Origin of the sequence: Streptomyces sp. 147326 (assembly GCF_045000215.1) — a bacterium.
In the GTDB taxonomy this organism is placed as follows: domain Bacteria; phylum Actinomycetota; class Actinomycetes; order Streptomycetales; family Streptomycetaceae; genus Streptomyces.
Window position 1 is genome coordinate 37,535 of sequence record NZ_CP134201.1, and the last position, 13,005, is coordinate 50,539.

The 13,005-nt window shown below is 72.3% G+C and carries 14 protein-coding genes and 1 pseudogene; 6 read left to right on the top strand and 9 right to left on the bottom strand.

What is annotated here, in order from left to right:
• Nucleotides 1-41 precede the first annotated feature (41 nt).
• Both RIU97_RS00185 and RIU97_RS00190 read left to right on the top strand, forming a co-directional pair.
• A complete protein-coding gene (locus tag RIU97_RS00185) occupies nucleotides 42-611 on the top strand; it encodes a creatininase family protein (protein ID WP_404952660.1) in 570 nt (189 codons plus the stop codon).
• A 225-nt stretch (nucleotides 612-836) separates the two neighbouring features.
• Nucleotides 837-1,289, top strand: a complete 453-nt coding sequence (locus tag RIU97_RS00190) for an ATP-binding protein (protein ID WP_404962709.1) — start codon at nucleotides 837-839, stop codon at nucleotides 1,287-1,289.
• 48 nt (nucleotides 1,290-1,337) lie between these two features.
• Here RIU97_RS00190 and RIU97_RS00195 read toward each other — a convergent pair whose 3' ends face one another.
• The 4 genes from RIU97_RS00195 to RIU97_RS00210 all read right to left on the bottom strand — a co-directional run bounded on the left by RIU97_RS00195 (nucleotide 1,338) and on the right by RIU97_RS00210 (nucleotide 6,552).
• Entirely contained in the window at nucleotides 1,338-2,093 is a 756-nt protein-coding gene (locus tag RIU97_RS00195; protein ID WP_404952661.1) for a phosphatase PAP2 family protein, read from the bottom strand.
• 176 nt (nucleotides 2,094-2,269) lie between these two features.
• Entirely contained in the window at nucleotides 2,270-3,223 is a 954-nt protein-coding gene (locus tag RIU97_RS00200) for a YihY/virulence factor BrkB family protein (RefSeq protein ID WP_404952662.1), read from the bottom strand.
• Nucleotides 3,189-5,051 (bottom strand): diacylglycerol kinase family protein, encoded by a 1,863-nt coding sequence (locus tag RIU97_RS00205; protein ID WP_404952664.1) that lies wholly within the window; start codon nucleotides 5,049-5,051, stop codon nucleotides 3,189-3,191. Before RIU97_RS00205 ends, RIU97_RS00200 begins: the two co-directional genes overlap by 35 nt.
• Before the next feature lie 133 nt (nucleotides 5,052-5,184).
• Nucleotides 5,185-6,552 (bottom strand): acyl-CoA synthetase, encoded by a 1,368-nt coding sequence (locus tag RIU97_RS00210; protein WP_404952665.1) that lies wholly within the window; start codon nucleotides 6,550-6,552, stop codon nucleotides 5,185-5,187.
• Nucleotides 6,553-6,700: 148 nt separating this feature from the next.
• On the opposite strand from RIU97_RS00210, the gene RIU97_RS00215 reads away from it, so the two are divergent.
• Nucleotides 6,701-7,600, top strand: coding sequence for an NAD-dependent protein deacetylase (locus RIU97_RS00215; protein ID WP_404952666.1), 900 nt, complete (start codon nucleotides 6,701-6,703; stop codon nucleotides 7,598-7,600).
• Between the two features lie 30 nt (nucleotides 7,601-7,630).
• On the opposite strand, the gene RIU97_RS00220 is transcribed toward RIU97_RS00215, so the two are convergent.
• Nucleotides 7,631-8,104 carry an anthrone oxygenase family protein gene (locus RIU97_RS00220; RefSeq protein ID WP_404952667.1) on the bottom strand — a complete coding sequence of 158 codons (474 nt, stop codon included), beginning with the start codon at nucleotides 8,102-8,104 and terminating at the stop codon, nucleotides 7,631-7,633.
• Between the two features lie 208 nt (nucleotides 8,105-8,312).
• Between RIU97_RS00220 and RIU97_RS00225 the strand changes: the two genes are divergently transcribed.
• Entirely contained in the window at nucleotides 8,313-8,810 is a 498-nt protein-coding gene (locus RIU97_RS00225) for a MarR family winged helix-turn-helix transcriptional regulator (RefSeq protein ID WP_404952669.1), read from the top strand.
• A gap of 28 nt (nucleotides 8,811-8,838) precedes the next feature.
• Nucleotides 8,839-9,594, top strand: a complete 756-nt coding sequence (locus tag RIU97_RS00230) for a class I SAM-dependent methyltransferase (protein ID WP_404952670.1) — start codon at nucleotides 8,839-8,841, stop codon at nucleotides 9,592-9,594.
• A gap of 52 nt (nucleotides 9,595-9,646) precedes the next feature.
• Here the strand turns inward: RIU97_RS00230 and RIU97_RS00235 are convergent, their stop codons facing one another.
• From RIU97_RS00235 to RIU97_RS00245, 3 genes and pseudogenes are all read right to left on the bottom strand, one after another.
• On the bottom strand, nucleotides 9,647-9,994 hold the full coding sequence (locus tag RIU97_RS00235) for a transposase (RefSeq protein WP_404952671.1): 348 nt from the start codon (nucleotides 9,992-9,994) through the stop codon (nucleotides 9,647-9,649).
• 1 nt (nucleotide 9,995) lies between these two features.
• Nucleotides 9,996-10,436, bottom strand: a pseudogene (locus tag RIU97_RS00240) (transposase); the annotation flags it as partial.
• Nucleotides 10,437-10,868: 432 nt separating this feature from the next.
• Nucleotides 10,869-11,669 (bottom strand): maleylpyruvate isomerase family mycothiol-dependent enzyme, encoded by an 801-nt coding sequence (locus RIU97_RS00245; RefSeq protein WP_404952673.1) that lies wholly within the window; start codon nucleotides 11,667-11,669, stop codon nucleotides 10,869-10,871.
• Between the two features lie 393 nt (nucleotides 11,670-12,062).
• Here RIU97_RS00245 and RIU97_RS00250 point away from each other — a divergent pair, with 393 nt between their 5' ends.
• Entirely contained in the window at nucleotides 12,063-12,539 is a 477-nt protein-coding gene (locus tag RIU97_RS00250; RefSeq protein WP_404952674.1) for a GNAT family N-acetyltransferase, read from the top strand.
• Nucleotides 12,540-12,702: 163 nt separating this feature from the next.
• Here the strand turns inward: RIU97_RS00250 and RIU97_RS00255 are convergent, their stop codons facing one another.
• Nucleotides 12,703-12,894 carry a hypothetical protein gene (locus tag RIU97_RS00255; protein WP_404952675.1) on the bottom strand — a complete coding sequence of 64 codons (192 nt, stop codon included), beginning with the start codon at nucleotides 12,892-12,894 and terminating at the stop codon, nucleotides 12,703-12,705.
• Nucleotides 12,895-13,005 lie beyond the last annotated feature (111 nt).

Here is a 13,005-nt window from a genome sequence, read left to right on the forward strand (position 1 = left end):
CAGCCCGGCAACGATCCTCGCGGCGCGTTCGTCACGACATCATGGAATCCCTCGCCACGGACGGGTTCCAGCACATCTTCGTGATCAACCATCAGGGCGACATCGCCCACAATCGGATGCTCCTCGACGTCGTCACGCGCCGGCACGAGGAGGGCAGCACGGGAGTCGTCCTCATCGAGCCCGACTTCATCGCCGACCGCCTGGGCGAGGCGGCGAAGACACCCGCTCTGGCCACGTTCGCCATGCAGCCGCTGTTCGAGGGCCTGGAACTGACCGGTGAACTCGGCGTCCATGCCGAGGAGATCGAGAGCGCGCTGATGATGCGCTGGTTCCCCGAGCTCGTCGACTACGACGCCATGACCCGACTTCAGCCGACGGGCCTCGGGCCCGCGGACCTGGCCGAATGGCGAAAGGGCGGCGAACACGCCCGCAGCGTGACGCCGCAGGGCTACTTCGGCGCCCCCAGCCCCCGCGACCCCTTCCTGTGGCGGTTCTACCAGCGCATGGCCCGTGCCATGGCCGATACCGTGGCCGGCTCGCTCGCCGCTCACGGGACGCCGGGCGAGGCGGAGCCGGGGCGGAACAACGCGGGGGTTTCGGAGGCCCCATAGCGGCCACACGCGCAGGAGGAACGGACTACGAGGGAAGGAGCACTCCCATGACGACGATGGTCCTGCTGATCGCGCCGATGGCGCTGGCCCTGCTGCTCGTCCAGCGCAGGGGCGGGCACCGTGCCCGCCACCGGGCGAGCCGGTTCTGATACACGTCCCGCGTCCCGGCCCGTCCGGTCCGGTCCCGCGTCACACGAGAGCGTAAGCGAGGTGAGCGCAGTGTCCATGCGTGCCAAGGGGTGGGCCACGTCCTTCCCGGTACACCGAGGGGTGCGCGAGGCCCGCCGGTGGACCGCGGCACACCTGGACGCCCTGGAGTGGACGACGGAGGCGCCCGACACGGCCCACTCCGTCCTGCTGACGGTGTCGGAGCTCGTCACCAACGCCCACGTCCACGCCGGCAGCAGCGCCGGGCTGGTGCTCACCTGGGACGGCCGGTGCCTGCACGTCAGCGTCGCCGACGGCGACCCGTACCTGCCGGCCCCGCGCGACCCTTCGCGCGAGGCGACCTCCGGACGGGGACTCGCCATCATCGACGCCCTCGCCGACACCTGGGACGCCCATTCCTTCCACGGCGGCAAGACGATCACCGCCTGCTTCCAGCCCCGGGTGACACCCGCCCCGCACGCCGGGAGGAGTCACCCGGGCTCGCAGACCGGCGAGTCCCCCGACGCGTGACGGGCCGTTCCCGCTTCCCTCGCGACGCCGTGGGTTCCGGACGCGCGGTCATCCGTTCGGTCCGTCCGTGGGCCCGCTCGGTCCGTCCGTGGGCCCGCGCCGACCGGACGTCCCGAGGGCCGGCTCGGGTTCGGTCGCGGAGATCTCGGGCTCCAGCCCCTCCCCCAGGCCGGTCCGGCGGCGTCCGATGTCGGCCCGCCAGGCTTCGAAGACGAGCGTCGTGGCCGTGACCACGACGAGCCCGAGGAGCCAGCCCCCGATGACGTCGCTGACCCAGTGCACGCCGAGCGCGACGCGCGTGTAGCCGACTCCGAGCACGCTCGTCACCGCCAGCGCCCAGGGCAGGGGCCGCCAGGCGGGCGGCACCAGCGGGAGCAGGACCAGGAGGAGCACGGCACAGGACACCATGGCGGTCATGGCGTGCCCGGAGGGGAAGGAGAACCCGGGCGCGTGGGCGACGGGGTCGGGCAGGTGCGGGCGCGCTCGTTCCACCACGTTCTTCGTGAGGAACCCCATGAGGGCGCCGGCCGTCTCGGTGACGGCGGCCCAGGCCGCCAGGCGCCACGCGCGACGCCTCAGGAGCCACACCACCAGGGCGGCCACCAGGAGCCGCATGGTCACCGGGTCCCACACCACGTCCGTGAGGAAGCCCAGGACCCGCACCCGCGCCGGGTCTTCGAGGGCGGCCCTGTGGAGCCGTTCGGCCGTGTCCCGGTCGAGGCGGGAGAGCGGGGGCCACCGGGATTCGACGAGCACCAGGGCCAGTGCGAACGGGACGGTCACGGCGGTCGTCGCCGTCACCATCAGCAGGAGTCTCGTCCCGAAGGCCGCGTCCGGCCCGGCGGATCCGGCCAGGAACGCACGGACGGTGCGGCGTCGGGAGCGAGGCGGGCGCTGTGCCATGGGTACGCGGCTTTCGGTCGGGGGCGTTCGGGCGGGTCGTTCGGTCGGGGTCGTTCGGTCGGCGGTGCGGTTGGGCGTCAGACTCCGGGGTCCCGTACGACCGGTCGGCGCACGCCGGCTCGTACGGCTTCCAGCTGGGCGGCGAAGGAGAGGCCGAGGAACAGGGCCAGGGAGGTCAGGTAGGACCACAGCAGCAGCGAGACGAGGGCGCTGAGAGGCCCGTACACGCTGGTGAAGGTGCCGTTGGCGCCGACGTACAGGCTCAACGCCCACGTCGCCGTGATCCACAGTCCCAGGTAGACGACGGCGCCGAAGGCGAGCCAGGTGTACCCCGGCTGGTCGCGGCGCGGTGACAGGCGGAAGATCGCGCTGGTGGCGAGCACGGCCAGCAGGATCCCGACGGGCCAGCGCAGGACGTCGCAGGTACGGATGGTGGCCGGCCCGAGGTGGTAGACCTCGGCGAAGGCGTGGATGAGGTCGGCGCCGAGGACGGTGAGGACGAAGCTGAGCCCCAGCGGAAGACCCGCGAGCGCCGCCATCACGAGCCCGCGGGCGTACTTGCGCAGGAAGGGCCGGTCGCGTTCGTTGCCGTAGATGCGGTTGGCGCCGCGCTCGACCTGGCACAGGCTCGTGGTGACGTTGACGAGGGAGAAGAGCAGGCCCAGCCAGAGGGCGGCCTGGCCGCCGTCGCCGGCGTGGCGGCGGCTCTCGCGCAGGGCCTCGTCGACCACCTCCCGGCTGGGGCCGCTGGTGATCCGCCCGATCGTCAGCTCGGCCACGCGCCCGATGCCCTCGGTGTGGAGGACGCTGGACAGGCCGATCGCGGCGATGGCCAGGGGCACGATGGACAGGACGGTCTGCAGGGCGAGGGCCCGGGAGTGGCTGAAGCCGTCCGCGTAGCGAAAGCGCACGAAGGAGTCCCGGACCAAGCTCCAGCCTCCGTAGCGGCGCAGCGCGGACCAGGCCTCGTCCGCGGACAGTTCCTCGCCCACCACGTCACGTCTTTGCGGCACTCGGCTCGCGGTTCCCATCGGCTTCCTGACTGTGTGGGGTCCCGGCGCGCCGGGACGGGTTCAGTGGCGCGGGGTGCGAAGTGGTTCCCGGGGCTCCGGGGAGGAAGATCCGCAGAGTGCCCGGTTCCACCTCGGCGAACAGCCGGGAGCCTTCCGTCATGGTGTCGCCGTCGACTTCCCGGGCCTGTACGCCGGCGAAGCGGATCTCGATCCGGCGGGCGCTGAAGTACTCCAGGGCCCCTCCGGCCACGGTCCGGCCGCCGGTCCGGCCGCCGGTCGGCGCGTGGGGCGACGCGTCCGGCGCGCGGGCGCCCGTGCGGCGGACGAGCCGGGCGGCCAGGTGTCCGGCCGCGGCGAGCCAGCCCGCCGCGCCACGGGGGTCGAACAGCACGACCTCCAGGCGTCCGCTGTCCGGCCGTGCCCGGGGCAGGAGTTCGAGTCCGCCCTGGAGCGCGCCGACGTTGCCGACGACGACCATCCGCGCCCGGCGTCGGCGCGCCCGGCCCCCGTCCACCCGGAGGGACAGGCGCATGCCCGGGTCGCGCAGGTGGCGGGCGGCCGACAGTACGTACGCAGCCCAGCCGAGACGGGCCTTGAGCGCGGGCGAGGTGTCGCGGACCGTGGCGGCGTCGAATCCGGCCCCCGTCATCACGGTGAACCGCGTCGACGGGAGGCCGTCGCCCCACACCCGTCCCACGTCGATCGGGAAGACGCCGCCGGCGAGGGCCGTTTCGAGGGCGGCGAGCGGATCCAAGGGGAGGTCCAGGTTGCGGGCGAGGAGGTTGCCCGTCCCGCAGGGCACGAGCGCCAGCGGTGTGCCGGTGCCGGCGACCACGTCGGCGCAGGCGCGGACCGTGCCGTCCCCGCCGCAGACGACGACCAGGTCGACTCCGGGATCCGCGCACTCCTCGGGCAGGGTCCCGCAGGGTCGTTCGACGGAGGTGGAGGTCCACCGCTGGTCGGTGTACCCGTGGCGGTGGAGGCCGAGGCGCACCCGCTCGGCCAGGTCGTCGCCGCAGCCGTGCGGGTGGCGGACCACGACGGCCCGCCGGCCCGAACGCCCCTCGACGCTCCCTTCGACGCTCCCGTCGGCAGTCCCGCTGACGGGCCCGTCCGGCCGGAATCCGCCACGGCCGGCCGGGATGGCGACGGCGGGGAGCACCACGTCCGGACCGCCCGCCGTGTCGCGGGTGCGGCCGGACAGGAACACCGAGCCCACGACGAGCAGAGTGGCAACGCCGTTGACCAGGCCGCCCGCCACGTCGGAGGGGTGGTGCATGCCCCGGTACATCCGGGACAGCCCGACCACCGGCGGGACCAGCACCAGAACCGCCGCCGCGACGTACCGCCACGGGCCGCGCACGCGGGTCCACACCAGCGTGGCCAGCCCGCCGTACAGGGCCACGGAGGCGCCGACGTGGCCGGACGGGAAGCTGGAGGTGGGCGGCGCGCCGTCCAGGCGGGGCACGTCGGGGCGGGGGCGGTCCACACACATCGTCACGGCCAGGAAGATGGCCGACTGCACGGCGACCGACGCGCCCAGGAAGACCGCGTCGGCCCGGCGCGGGGTGCGCGGCAGCACGAGCAGGGAGATGACGCAGAGCAGCGTCACCCCGACGATGCCTTCCGTGGACGCCACGACGGACAGCCACTGCGACGCGGAGCCCGCCCACGGGGTCCGGTGCGCGGCGAGCGCGTCCGTGACCCGGTCCTCCGTCGACAGCAGCCGGTGGCCCACCGGTACGGCGGTCACGAACAGGCCCAGCGCCACCATCGCGGCGGCCTGGGCCGGTAGGAGCCACAGGAGCCGTGCGCGTCTCGCGTCCGTGCCGCATTGCGTAGTCATGGCAGCCTTGTTGCCCGAGGCGGCCCGATGATGCGCCCGAGGTGGCACGGGCCCGCCGTTCGCAGCGGGCGCCCGCCGGGCACCGGGAAGCAGGACAGACGCCGACGTCCGGCGGAGCCTCTTGTGAAGGCCCCTAGGGTTGGGGCCGGCCCTCGTCGGTCAGTAGCAGCCGCTTCTGCGGCTTGCCCATGGCGTTGCGCGGGATGGCGGTGACGAAGCGGACCTCGCGCGGCCTCTTGTGGACCGAAAGGTGGGCGGCGACGAAGTCGGTGAGCTCGGCACCGGTGACCTGCTGGGCGACGACGAAGGCGACGATGCGCTGGCCGAGGTCCGCGTCCGGGACGCCGACCACGGCCGCCTCGCTGACGTGGGGGTGGTCCAGCAGGGCGTTCTCGATCTCGCCCGCTCCGATCCGGTACCCGCCGGACTTGATCATGTCGGTGGAGGCGCGGCCCACGATGCGGTGCACGCCGTCGCTCTCGTCGACGGCGGCGATGTCGCCGGTACGGAACCAGCCGTCCGGAGTGTAGGCCGCGGCGGTGGCCTCGGGCCGGTTCAGGTAGCCGGAGAACAGCGTGGGCCCGGTGAGCTGGAGTTCGCCGATCTCCGCGCCGTCCTCGGCTGCGATGCGGGTGGTGATGCCGGGCAGCGGAGTGCCCACCGTGCCCGGGTGGAGGTGGCCGCCCGCCCGGCCGCTGACGGTGATCAGGGTCTCGGTCATCCCGTACCGCTCGACGGTGCGGTGCCCGCTCAGGCGCTCCAGGTCACGGAAGACCGGCGCGGGCAGAGCCGCGCTGCCCGACACCAGCAGCCGGGCCCCGGACAGGGCGGCGGCGGACTGCGGGTCGGCGGCGATGCGGGACCAGACGGTGGGCACCCCGAAGTACAGGCTGCCGCCCGCCGCGGCGTAGGCGTCGGGGGTGGGGCGGCCGGTGTGCACGAGGCGGCTGCCGGTCCGCAGGGCGCCCAGGACACCGAGGACCAGGCCGTGAACGTGGAACAGGGGCAGGCCGTGAACGAGGGTGTCGGCGGCGTTCCACTGCCAGGCCTCGGCGAGGGCGTCGAGGTCGGCGGTGATCGCGGCACTGCTGAGGACCACGCCCTTGGGGGCGCCGGTGGTGCCGGAGGTGTAGAGGATCAGCGCCGGATCCTCCGCCCCCCGCAGCGGAGCGGCGGGGACGGGGGTGGCCGTGGAGCGGCGGGCGAAGTCGACCTCGATGAGGCGGGCTCCGGAATCGTTCAGGATGTGACCGCGTTCGACGGGCCCCGCGTCGGGCGGCAGCGGGACGCAGGGGACGCCGGCGAGGAGCCCGCCGACGACGGCGGCCACCGTTTCCAGCGATGCCGTCGCCGTCACCGCGAAGGCGGGCGGGTGACTGCCGACGAGGTCAGCGGCGACGGCGCGGGCCGCACCGAGGAGCTCCTCGTAGGAAGCGGTGCGGCCGGCGACGGTGATGGCGTCCGCCCGGTCCCCGTAGACACCGGTGAGAGCGGTGAGCAAGGCGGCGACTCCGTTCGGCAGTGGATACGAAAGGCCCCGCCAGCCTACGCGGGCTCCCGCAGACGGCAGGAGCCTATGATCAGCGGCACTTGGCACACAGGGGGCACGGTCCTGTGCGGGTGTCCGGCCCGTTCCGTACGCTGGCTGCATGCGCACGCGCCCCACTCTGAGCTGGACCCCCACCGAGGACCTGCGGCCGGGCACCACGGATCGGGAGCCGGTCGCCGACGCGCTGAGGACCGGCGGCGTGCTGGTGCTCAGCGGGGCGGGCCTGTCCACGGAGTCGGGCATCCCCGATTACCGGGGCGAGGGCGGAAGCCTGCGCCGGCACACCCCGATGACCTACCAGGAATTCACCACCAGCGCACACGCCCGGCGCCGCTACTGGGCACGCAGTCACCTGGGCTGGCGCACCTTCGGCCGCGCCCGGCCCAACGCCGGACACCGGGCCGTGACCGCGTTCGGGCGGCACGGCCTGCTCTCGGCAGTGATCACCCAGAACGTCGACGGCCTGCACCAGGCCGCCGGCAGCGAGGACGTGGTGGAACTCCACGGAAGCCTGAACCGGGTCGTCTGCCTCTCCTGCGGCGCCTCCGGTACGCGCCGGGAACTCGCCCGGAGGCTGGAAGAGGCCAACGAGGGCTTCGAGCCGGTGGCCGCCCGGCTGAATCCGGACGGTGACGCCGACCTCACCGACGAGCAGGTCGCGGACTTCACCGTCATGCCCTGCCTGCAGTGCGGCGGCATCCTCAAACCGGACGTGGTGTTCTTCGGCGAAACCGTTCCCCCGCGCCGGGTCGAACACTGCCGCGCGCTGGTCGATGCGGCGACCTCACTCCTGGTCCTGGGCTCCTCGCTGACGGTGATGTCCGGCCTCCGGTTCGTCCGCCAGGCAGCTCAGGCCGGAAAACCCGTACTGATCGTCAACCGGGACCCGACCCGGGGCGACCGGCACGCCGCCACCCGCGTCGCGCTCCCTTTGGGGACGACCCTCACCGCCCTCGCCGACGGCCTGAGCATCCCCGTCGGCGGCCGGACGGCGGACTGAACCAGGGACCTGCCGGCGGCCGGTAACCGCTCAGCGCGTGGCGCGGCCGTGGAGAACCAGGGCTCGGGCGAGCGCGGCCAGCGCCGTCGTGCACAACAGCGTACGGACGATGTTCGTGGTGACCCACGTCGACTTGAACCTCTCCACGACCGTGAAGTCGGTCATCTGCGCGACGTCGCCGCCGTCCGCGAGCTCGTTGTTGAGGGGAATGTTCACCGCGAACGTGATCACCAGCACGACGAGATACGCCGCGGCGGCCACCCCCGCCCACAGGGCGGTGGTACGCCGGCCCGCGCGGTACTCGACGACCGCCGAAGCGGCAGCCAGCAGCAGAGCCAGCACGAAGGCCATGCCGAAGAGCGGGTTGCCGTCGATGGCCGCGTTGAACGCACGCATGGCGGTGACGTAGGTCCGCTCGTCCCCGGCCGCCAGCCCCGGCATCACCGAAACGTCGAACGCGAAGAACAGCCCCGCCATCAGTCCGACCAGAACCGTCGACAGCATCAACAGGACAACGGCGAACCCGCTTCCACCCCCCGGCGGCAGGCGCGCGTGCGCAGACTCCCTCGAGACGAACGACTGATCGTGACACCACGCTTTCGATCTCCTGCCGGATTTGAGCCGTTCTTTGAGCAACTCTTCGGCTGCCAGAACAGATTCACCCGAAAGTGGGGGTTGATTGTTGCATGAGCAAGCAGATATTTTGCGACGTGTGGACGCGCCCCCGACAGCCGCACAACCGACCCCCGCAGCCCTGCCGCGGCCGGCCGATGACGCCGAGGACGACCGGTGGTGCACCGCGGTACGGCTGCTGAATCTGATGGAACGCCGCCTCGACGAGGTGCTGCAGCGACACCACCGCCTGCCGCTGTCCGAGTACCGGGCCATGTGCGCGCTGAGCCGGCCCGAGAGCACGGACGGTCTGCGGATGGGTGAACTCGCCGCGCGGATCGGGATGAAGGACAGCTCGGTGACCCGGCTCATCGCCCGCCTGGAGGCGCAGGGACTGGCCCGCCGGGCCCCGGGAGGCGGCGACGGCCGGGCGGTCACCGCCGTCATCACCGACGCCGGACGCGAGCGCTACGCGGCGGCCACGTCCACCTACCGGACGGCCCTGGGCGCCGAACTCGACGCCGCCCGCACCGACATCCACCTCGCCGACCTCGCCACCTGGGTCCGCACCGCCACACCAGCCGAAACACCGGAGTAAGGGCCGCTCGACCAACAGGGGAGTTCGCATGGCGACCGTGACCGACCACTACGAGGACCTCCTCGCCGACCAGTACACCTGGATGCTCGGCGGAGACATCACCGCCCTCGCCGAGGGCCAGGCGGCACTGCTGCGCGGCCTCGGCGTGCTGCCCGGCGAGGGCTCAGCACTGCATGCCGTCGACCTCGGCTGCGGGCCCGGCGCCCAGTCCCTTGCCCTGGCCGGCCTCGGCTTCGGGCCCGTCACCGCCGTCGACACCAGCGGAAAGCTTCTGGACGAACTCGTCCTGCACGCCGGGGAACACACACCGATCCGACCGCTCAACGCCGACCTGCGCACCGTACTCCCCCGCATCACCGCCCCGGCGACAGCAGCGGCCGTGCTCTGCATGGGCGACACCCTCACCCACCTGCCCGCCCTGGGCGACGTAAGCGCCCTCCTCGGCGACATCGCCACCGCACTGGCGCCCGGCGGCCACCTGGTCATCACCTACCGTGACCTCAGCCACCCGCTCCAGGGCACCGACCGCTTCCTGCCCGTGCGCAGCGACGAAAACCGGCTGCTGACCTGCTTCCTGGAGTACGTGGACCAGCACACGGTGATGGTCCACGACCTGCTCCACACCCGTACCAACGGCACGTGGTCCCTGCACAGCAGCAGCTATCCCAAGCTACGCATCAGCACCGCCTGGCTGACCGCCCAATGCCACGCCACCGGCCTGGAGATCAGCCACAACGCCACCGGCGAACGAGGCCTGCACATCCTCCACGCCCGCAAACCCTGAGAGGTTGTTGTCTTTCCGGGCTTGAGGACTGCGTCGCCGGCACCTGGCCGATTCACGCTCGCGAAGGACGTGGCCGGGCAACGCGGCGGGTCATGAGCATCGTCATCGACCAGTAGACCATCGCCTCCGCGCTGGTGATGGAACGCTCGAAGTCGCGCACGAGACGGCGACTTCGCATCAGGTGGGCGAAGAACCGCTCGACGATCCAACGCTTGGGCAGCACGACGAAGCCGCGCATGTCGTCGCTGCGTTTGACGATGGCGAGGACCAGGGCGAGGGCCGCGAGGCAGTACTCGACGAGGCCGCCGGTGTATCCGTCGTCGGCCCAGACCAGGGCCAGCAGGTGGTGCGCGGCTGACCTGGGTGAGCAGGACCTGGGCCGCGGCGCGGTCGCCCACATCCGCTGCGGTGACCATCACCGCGAGCAGCAGGCCAAGGGTGTCGACCACGACGTGCCGCTTGCGCCCGTTGATCAGCTTGCCGCCGTCGAAGCCGCGGCTGTCAGAGCCGACGACCGCGTCCGCTTTGACCGACTGCGAGTCGATCACGCCCGCGCCCGGCTCCGAGTCCCGCCCGGCCCGCTCGCGGACCAGGCGGCGGAGCCGGTCGTGGAACTCGCGGACCAGATCGTGGTTGCGCCAGCGCCGGAAGAACGCGTAGACCCGGTCCCACGGTGGGAAGTCAGCAGGCACGGCCCGCCACTTCGTGCCGTTGTCGACCAGGTAGCGGATCGCGTCCAGCATCGCGCGGTGGCAATAAGCCTCCGGGTGCCCGCCCCGGCCCCGCAGCCAGCCCGGCACCGGCAGCAGTGGCCGGACCACCGCCCACTCGCCGTCCGACATGTCGGTGGGATACCGACGCTCGCGCGCCCCGTGGTCTCTGGCGTTCCCGAACCTGTGAGCCAGACAGTCACACGCGAGAGTGGCTGAAGTGGACCCCACTCCCGCGTTGCCGTAGAAATGCGACAACAGAGCCTTCTGGACCGCACGTTGGATTCGACACCCTTCGAGCTACCAAGAGGCCCTGCTCTCATGCACGGCAGCCGCCGCAGTCACCCGATCGACTGACTTCTCGACGAGATCGGGACGACGGCAGTCGCGTCGCTTCTCGTGATCGCTGGGACGGACAAATTCGCACTGCCATCCAGGTAGACGGTCGGCTTGGTGACGCCCCGAGGCCGCCTCGCGGGTTTGAGCCCGGTGCCGCGACTGACGAACCTGGCGAAGAGTCGTGTCCTACCGGCTCGAGGCGCGGCCAACCGCCCCCGCTACGTCCTACTTCTCCTCCGGCTCCCAGGCGCGGAGCAGGTCGAGCAGCCCTGCGTCTCCGTCAATGTGCAAGGCGTCGGCCTGGATCCGGTCGTACAGGTAGAGGACCAGCTCACTGGCCGTGCCGTGGACGGAGGCGCCGGCTGCGTCCGAGTCTTCGCCGGTCGCGGCGGTGGGCGCGGGGATGCGGGTGATGCGTGCGCCGTCGCCGTCGACGGTGAGGCGCCAGGAGCGGCCCTCGGCGGCGTGGAAGTCGAAGGCCGTGGGCTTGTGCGGCCAGGCACTCGGCGTTGCGCAGACGGTGAACAGGAACTCCTCCACACCGTCGAGTGCCAGCTCGACCGGCAGCGGCTGCGGGGAGCCCCCGGCGAGCTGGGCGTCGTAGGTGTGCACCGCGGTCTCCTGGACCCGGTGCCGGGCGGTGCCGCCGGCGGTCTGCGGTGACTGCGACGCGGGCCACCACGTCCAGCAACCGCTCTCCGGTCCCGCCGCGCGCAGGGCGCCCAGCAGAAGCTGCGTCGACGCGTCCAGCCAGGCCAGCAGGGCCTCACGCTCCTGCGGCACTTCCAGCGCGGCGCGCGCGGCGACGGCCTCGGCCGGGGGAGCGTCGGCAGACCCCGCGCCGACGATGGCGGCCCAGAAACGGTCTCCCCCACCCAGGTGCTTCACCAGATCGAACAGCGTCCACCCGGGGCAGGTCGGCACCTGCGCGTCGAGACCGGGCGCGGCGGCGACCACGGCGCGGAAGGCGGTCGACCGTTCATCGATCAGTCGCAACAGGTCAGGGAACTCAAGATTCTTTTCCACGCCGGATGTCTATCACCGTGCTCCGGTGATCGGACAGCGATTTTCACAGTCGCCGCCGGTTGGCCATTGCGGACGTCCTCGCCTCCCACCGCTCGGGTGACAAGCTGCGCACTGCTGCGAGGACGCTGGCGGTGGCGGTACGCCAGGCGTCGTGCCTGTGGGTGCTCTGGCCGGCCGGGCACCTCGGCGACGTGACGTCCACCCGGTGCGCGCGGTCATGCTGCCGCTCGATGTGATGGACGCGGAGGTCACGATGGCGGGGGAGGACCGGTCGGGTCGGGAGTTCAGGTGACTCCCGTTCGACCAGCACTCCTCAAGTTCGGAACAACAACAGCCACTGAGACTCCAGACGGGGGCAGGCGGCGCTGTCCGGACACCCCCTAGGCTGGGGCCATGTCCGCCGAGAACTTCGACGCCGTCTGCGCGATACAGGTACGCCCCGACCAGACCCACCTGGTCTCCCCGGTGGTCAAGTCCCTCGCCGAGGCCTACGTCCACACCGCAGCCCGGCCGCGCGCCATCGTCGACGGCGAGGAGGTCGTCGGCTTCGTCATGGCCTTCCTCGACATCGCCTGGGACCCCGCCACCGACCCCACCGACCACCGCAGCGGCATCTGGCGCCTGAACATCCACGCCGACCACCAGGGCAAGGGCTACGGCCGCTTCGCCGTCCACGCCGTCTGCGAAGAGATCCGCGCCCGCGGCACCGCACAGGCCTACGTCAGCTGGCACACCGGCCAGGGCAGCCCCGAACCCTTCTACTTCGGGCTCGGCTTCCAGCCGACCGGCGAATACGCCGGCGACCAACGCGTCGGCGTACTCCCCCTGAGTACGCCCACCCGCACCCCCCACGCGCAACCCGCCACCTGAGCTGCGGGCTGTCGGTGGGAGGCCCTGGCCTGCGTCACCTGATCGAGGGGGAATGGGCCGTACCGTCATTGGACGGGCTCGTCGAGGAAGTCACGGCCGTACTGAACGGGCGCCACGGCCCCGGCGTGGAAGCGTTCGAACGCGTGCTCAACGCCGTTGTCGGTCACAGCCACCGGGACGGTGACTGGTCGCCCGCCTCACCACGTACGCACGCCTCGGCATCACACCCGGCCCGGCGGGCCTCGGGCAGGCACTGCTGCGGTGCCGCGGCGGGCCCGCCGATCCGGACGTGGTGACCGCCGCCGAAGAGCTGGAGCTGGAGGAGGCACCGCGGGTGGCCGCCTGGCTGCGCCACGGCGGTCTGCCCCACCCCGCACCGCTGCGCGAAGGCGAAGCCGGTGCGCCCGAGCGGTACAGCAGGCGCCGGGGAGCACGGATCGGCCGGCGGATCCTGGTCGGCACGAGG

Excerpts from the sequence above, each read along its gene's own strand:
- RIU97_RS00205 (WP_404952664.1), bottom strand. The coding sequence starts at position 5,051 with ATGACTACGCAATGCGGCACGGACGCGAGACGCGCACGGCTCCTGTGG.
- RIU97_RS00220 (WP_404952667.1), bottom strand. The coding sequence starts at position 8,104 with ATGCTGTCGACGGTTCTGGTCGGACTGATGGCGGGGCTGTTCTTCGCG.
- RIU97_RS00195 (WP_404952661.1), bottom strand. The coding sequence starts at position 2,093 with ATGGTGACGGCGACGACCGCCGTGACCGTCCCGTTCGCACTGGCCCTG.
- RIU97_RS00190 (WP_404962709.1), top strand. The coding sequence starts at position 837 with ATGCGTGCCAAGGGGTGGGCCACGTCCTTCCCGGTACACCGAGGGGTG.
- RIU97_RS00185 (WP_404952660.1), top strand. The coding sequence starts at position 42 with ATGGAATCCCTCGCCACGGACGGGTTCCAGCACATCTTCGTGATCAAC.
- RIU97_RS00250 (WP_404952674.1), top strand. The coding sequence starts at position 12,063 with ATGTCCGCCGAGAACTTCGACGCCGTCTGCGCGATACAGGTACGCCCC.
- RIU97_RS00200 (WP_404952662.1), bottom strand. The coding sequence starts at position 3,223 with ATGGGAACCGCGAGCCGAGTGCCGCAAAGACGTGACGTGGTGGGCGAG.
- RIU97_RS00235 (WP_404952671.1), bottom strand. The coding sequence starts at position 9,994 with ATGTGGGCGACCGCGCCGCGGCCCAGGTCCTGCTCACCCAGGTCAGCC.
- RIU97_RS00215 (WP_404952666.1), top strand. The coding sequence starts at position 6,701 with ATGCGCACGCGCCCCACTCTGAGCTGGACCCCCACCGAGGACCTGCGG.
- RIU97_RS00230 (WP_404952670.1), top strand. The coding sequence starts at position 8,839 with ATGGCGACCGTGACCGACCACTACGAGGACCTCCTCGCCGACCAGTAC.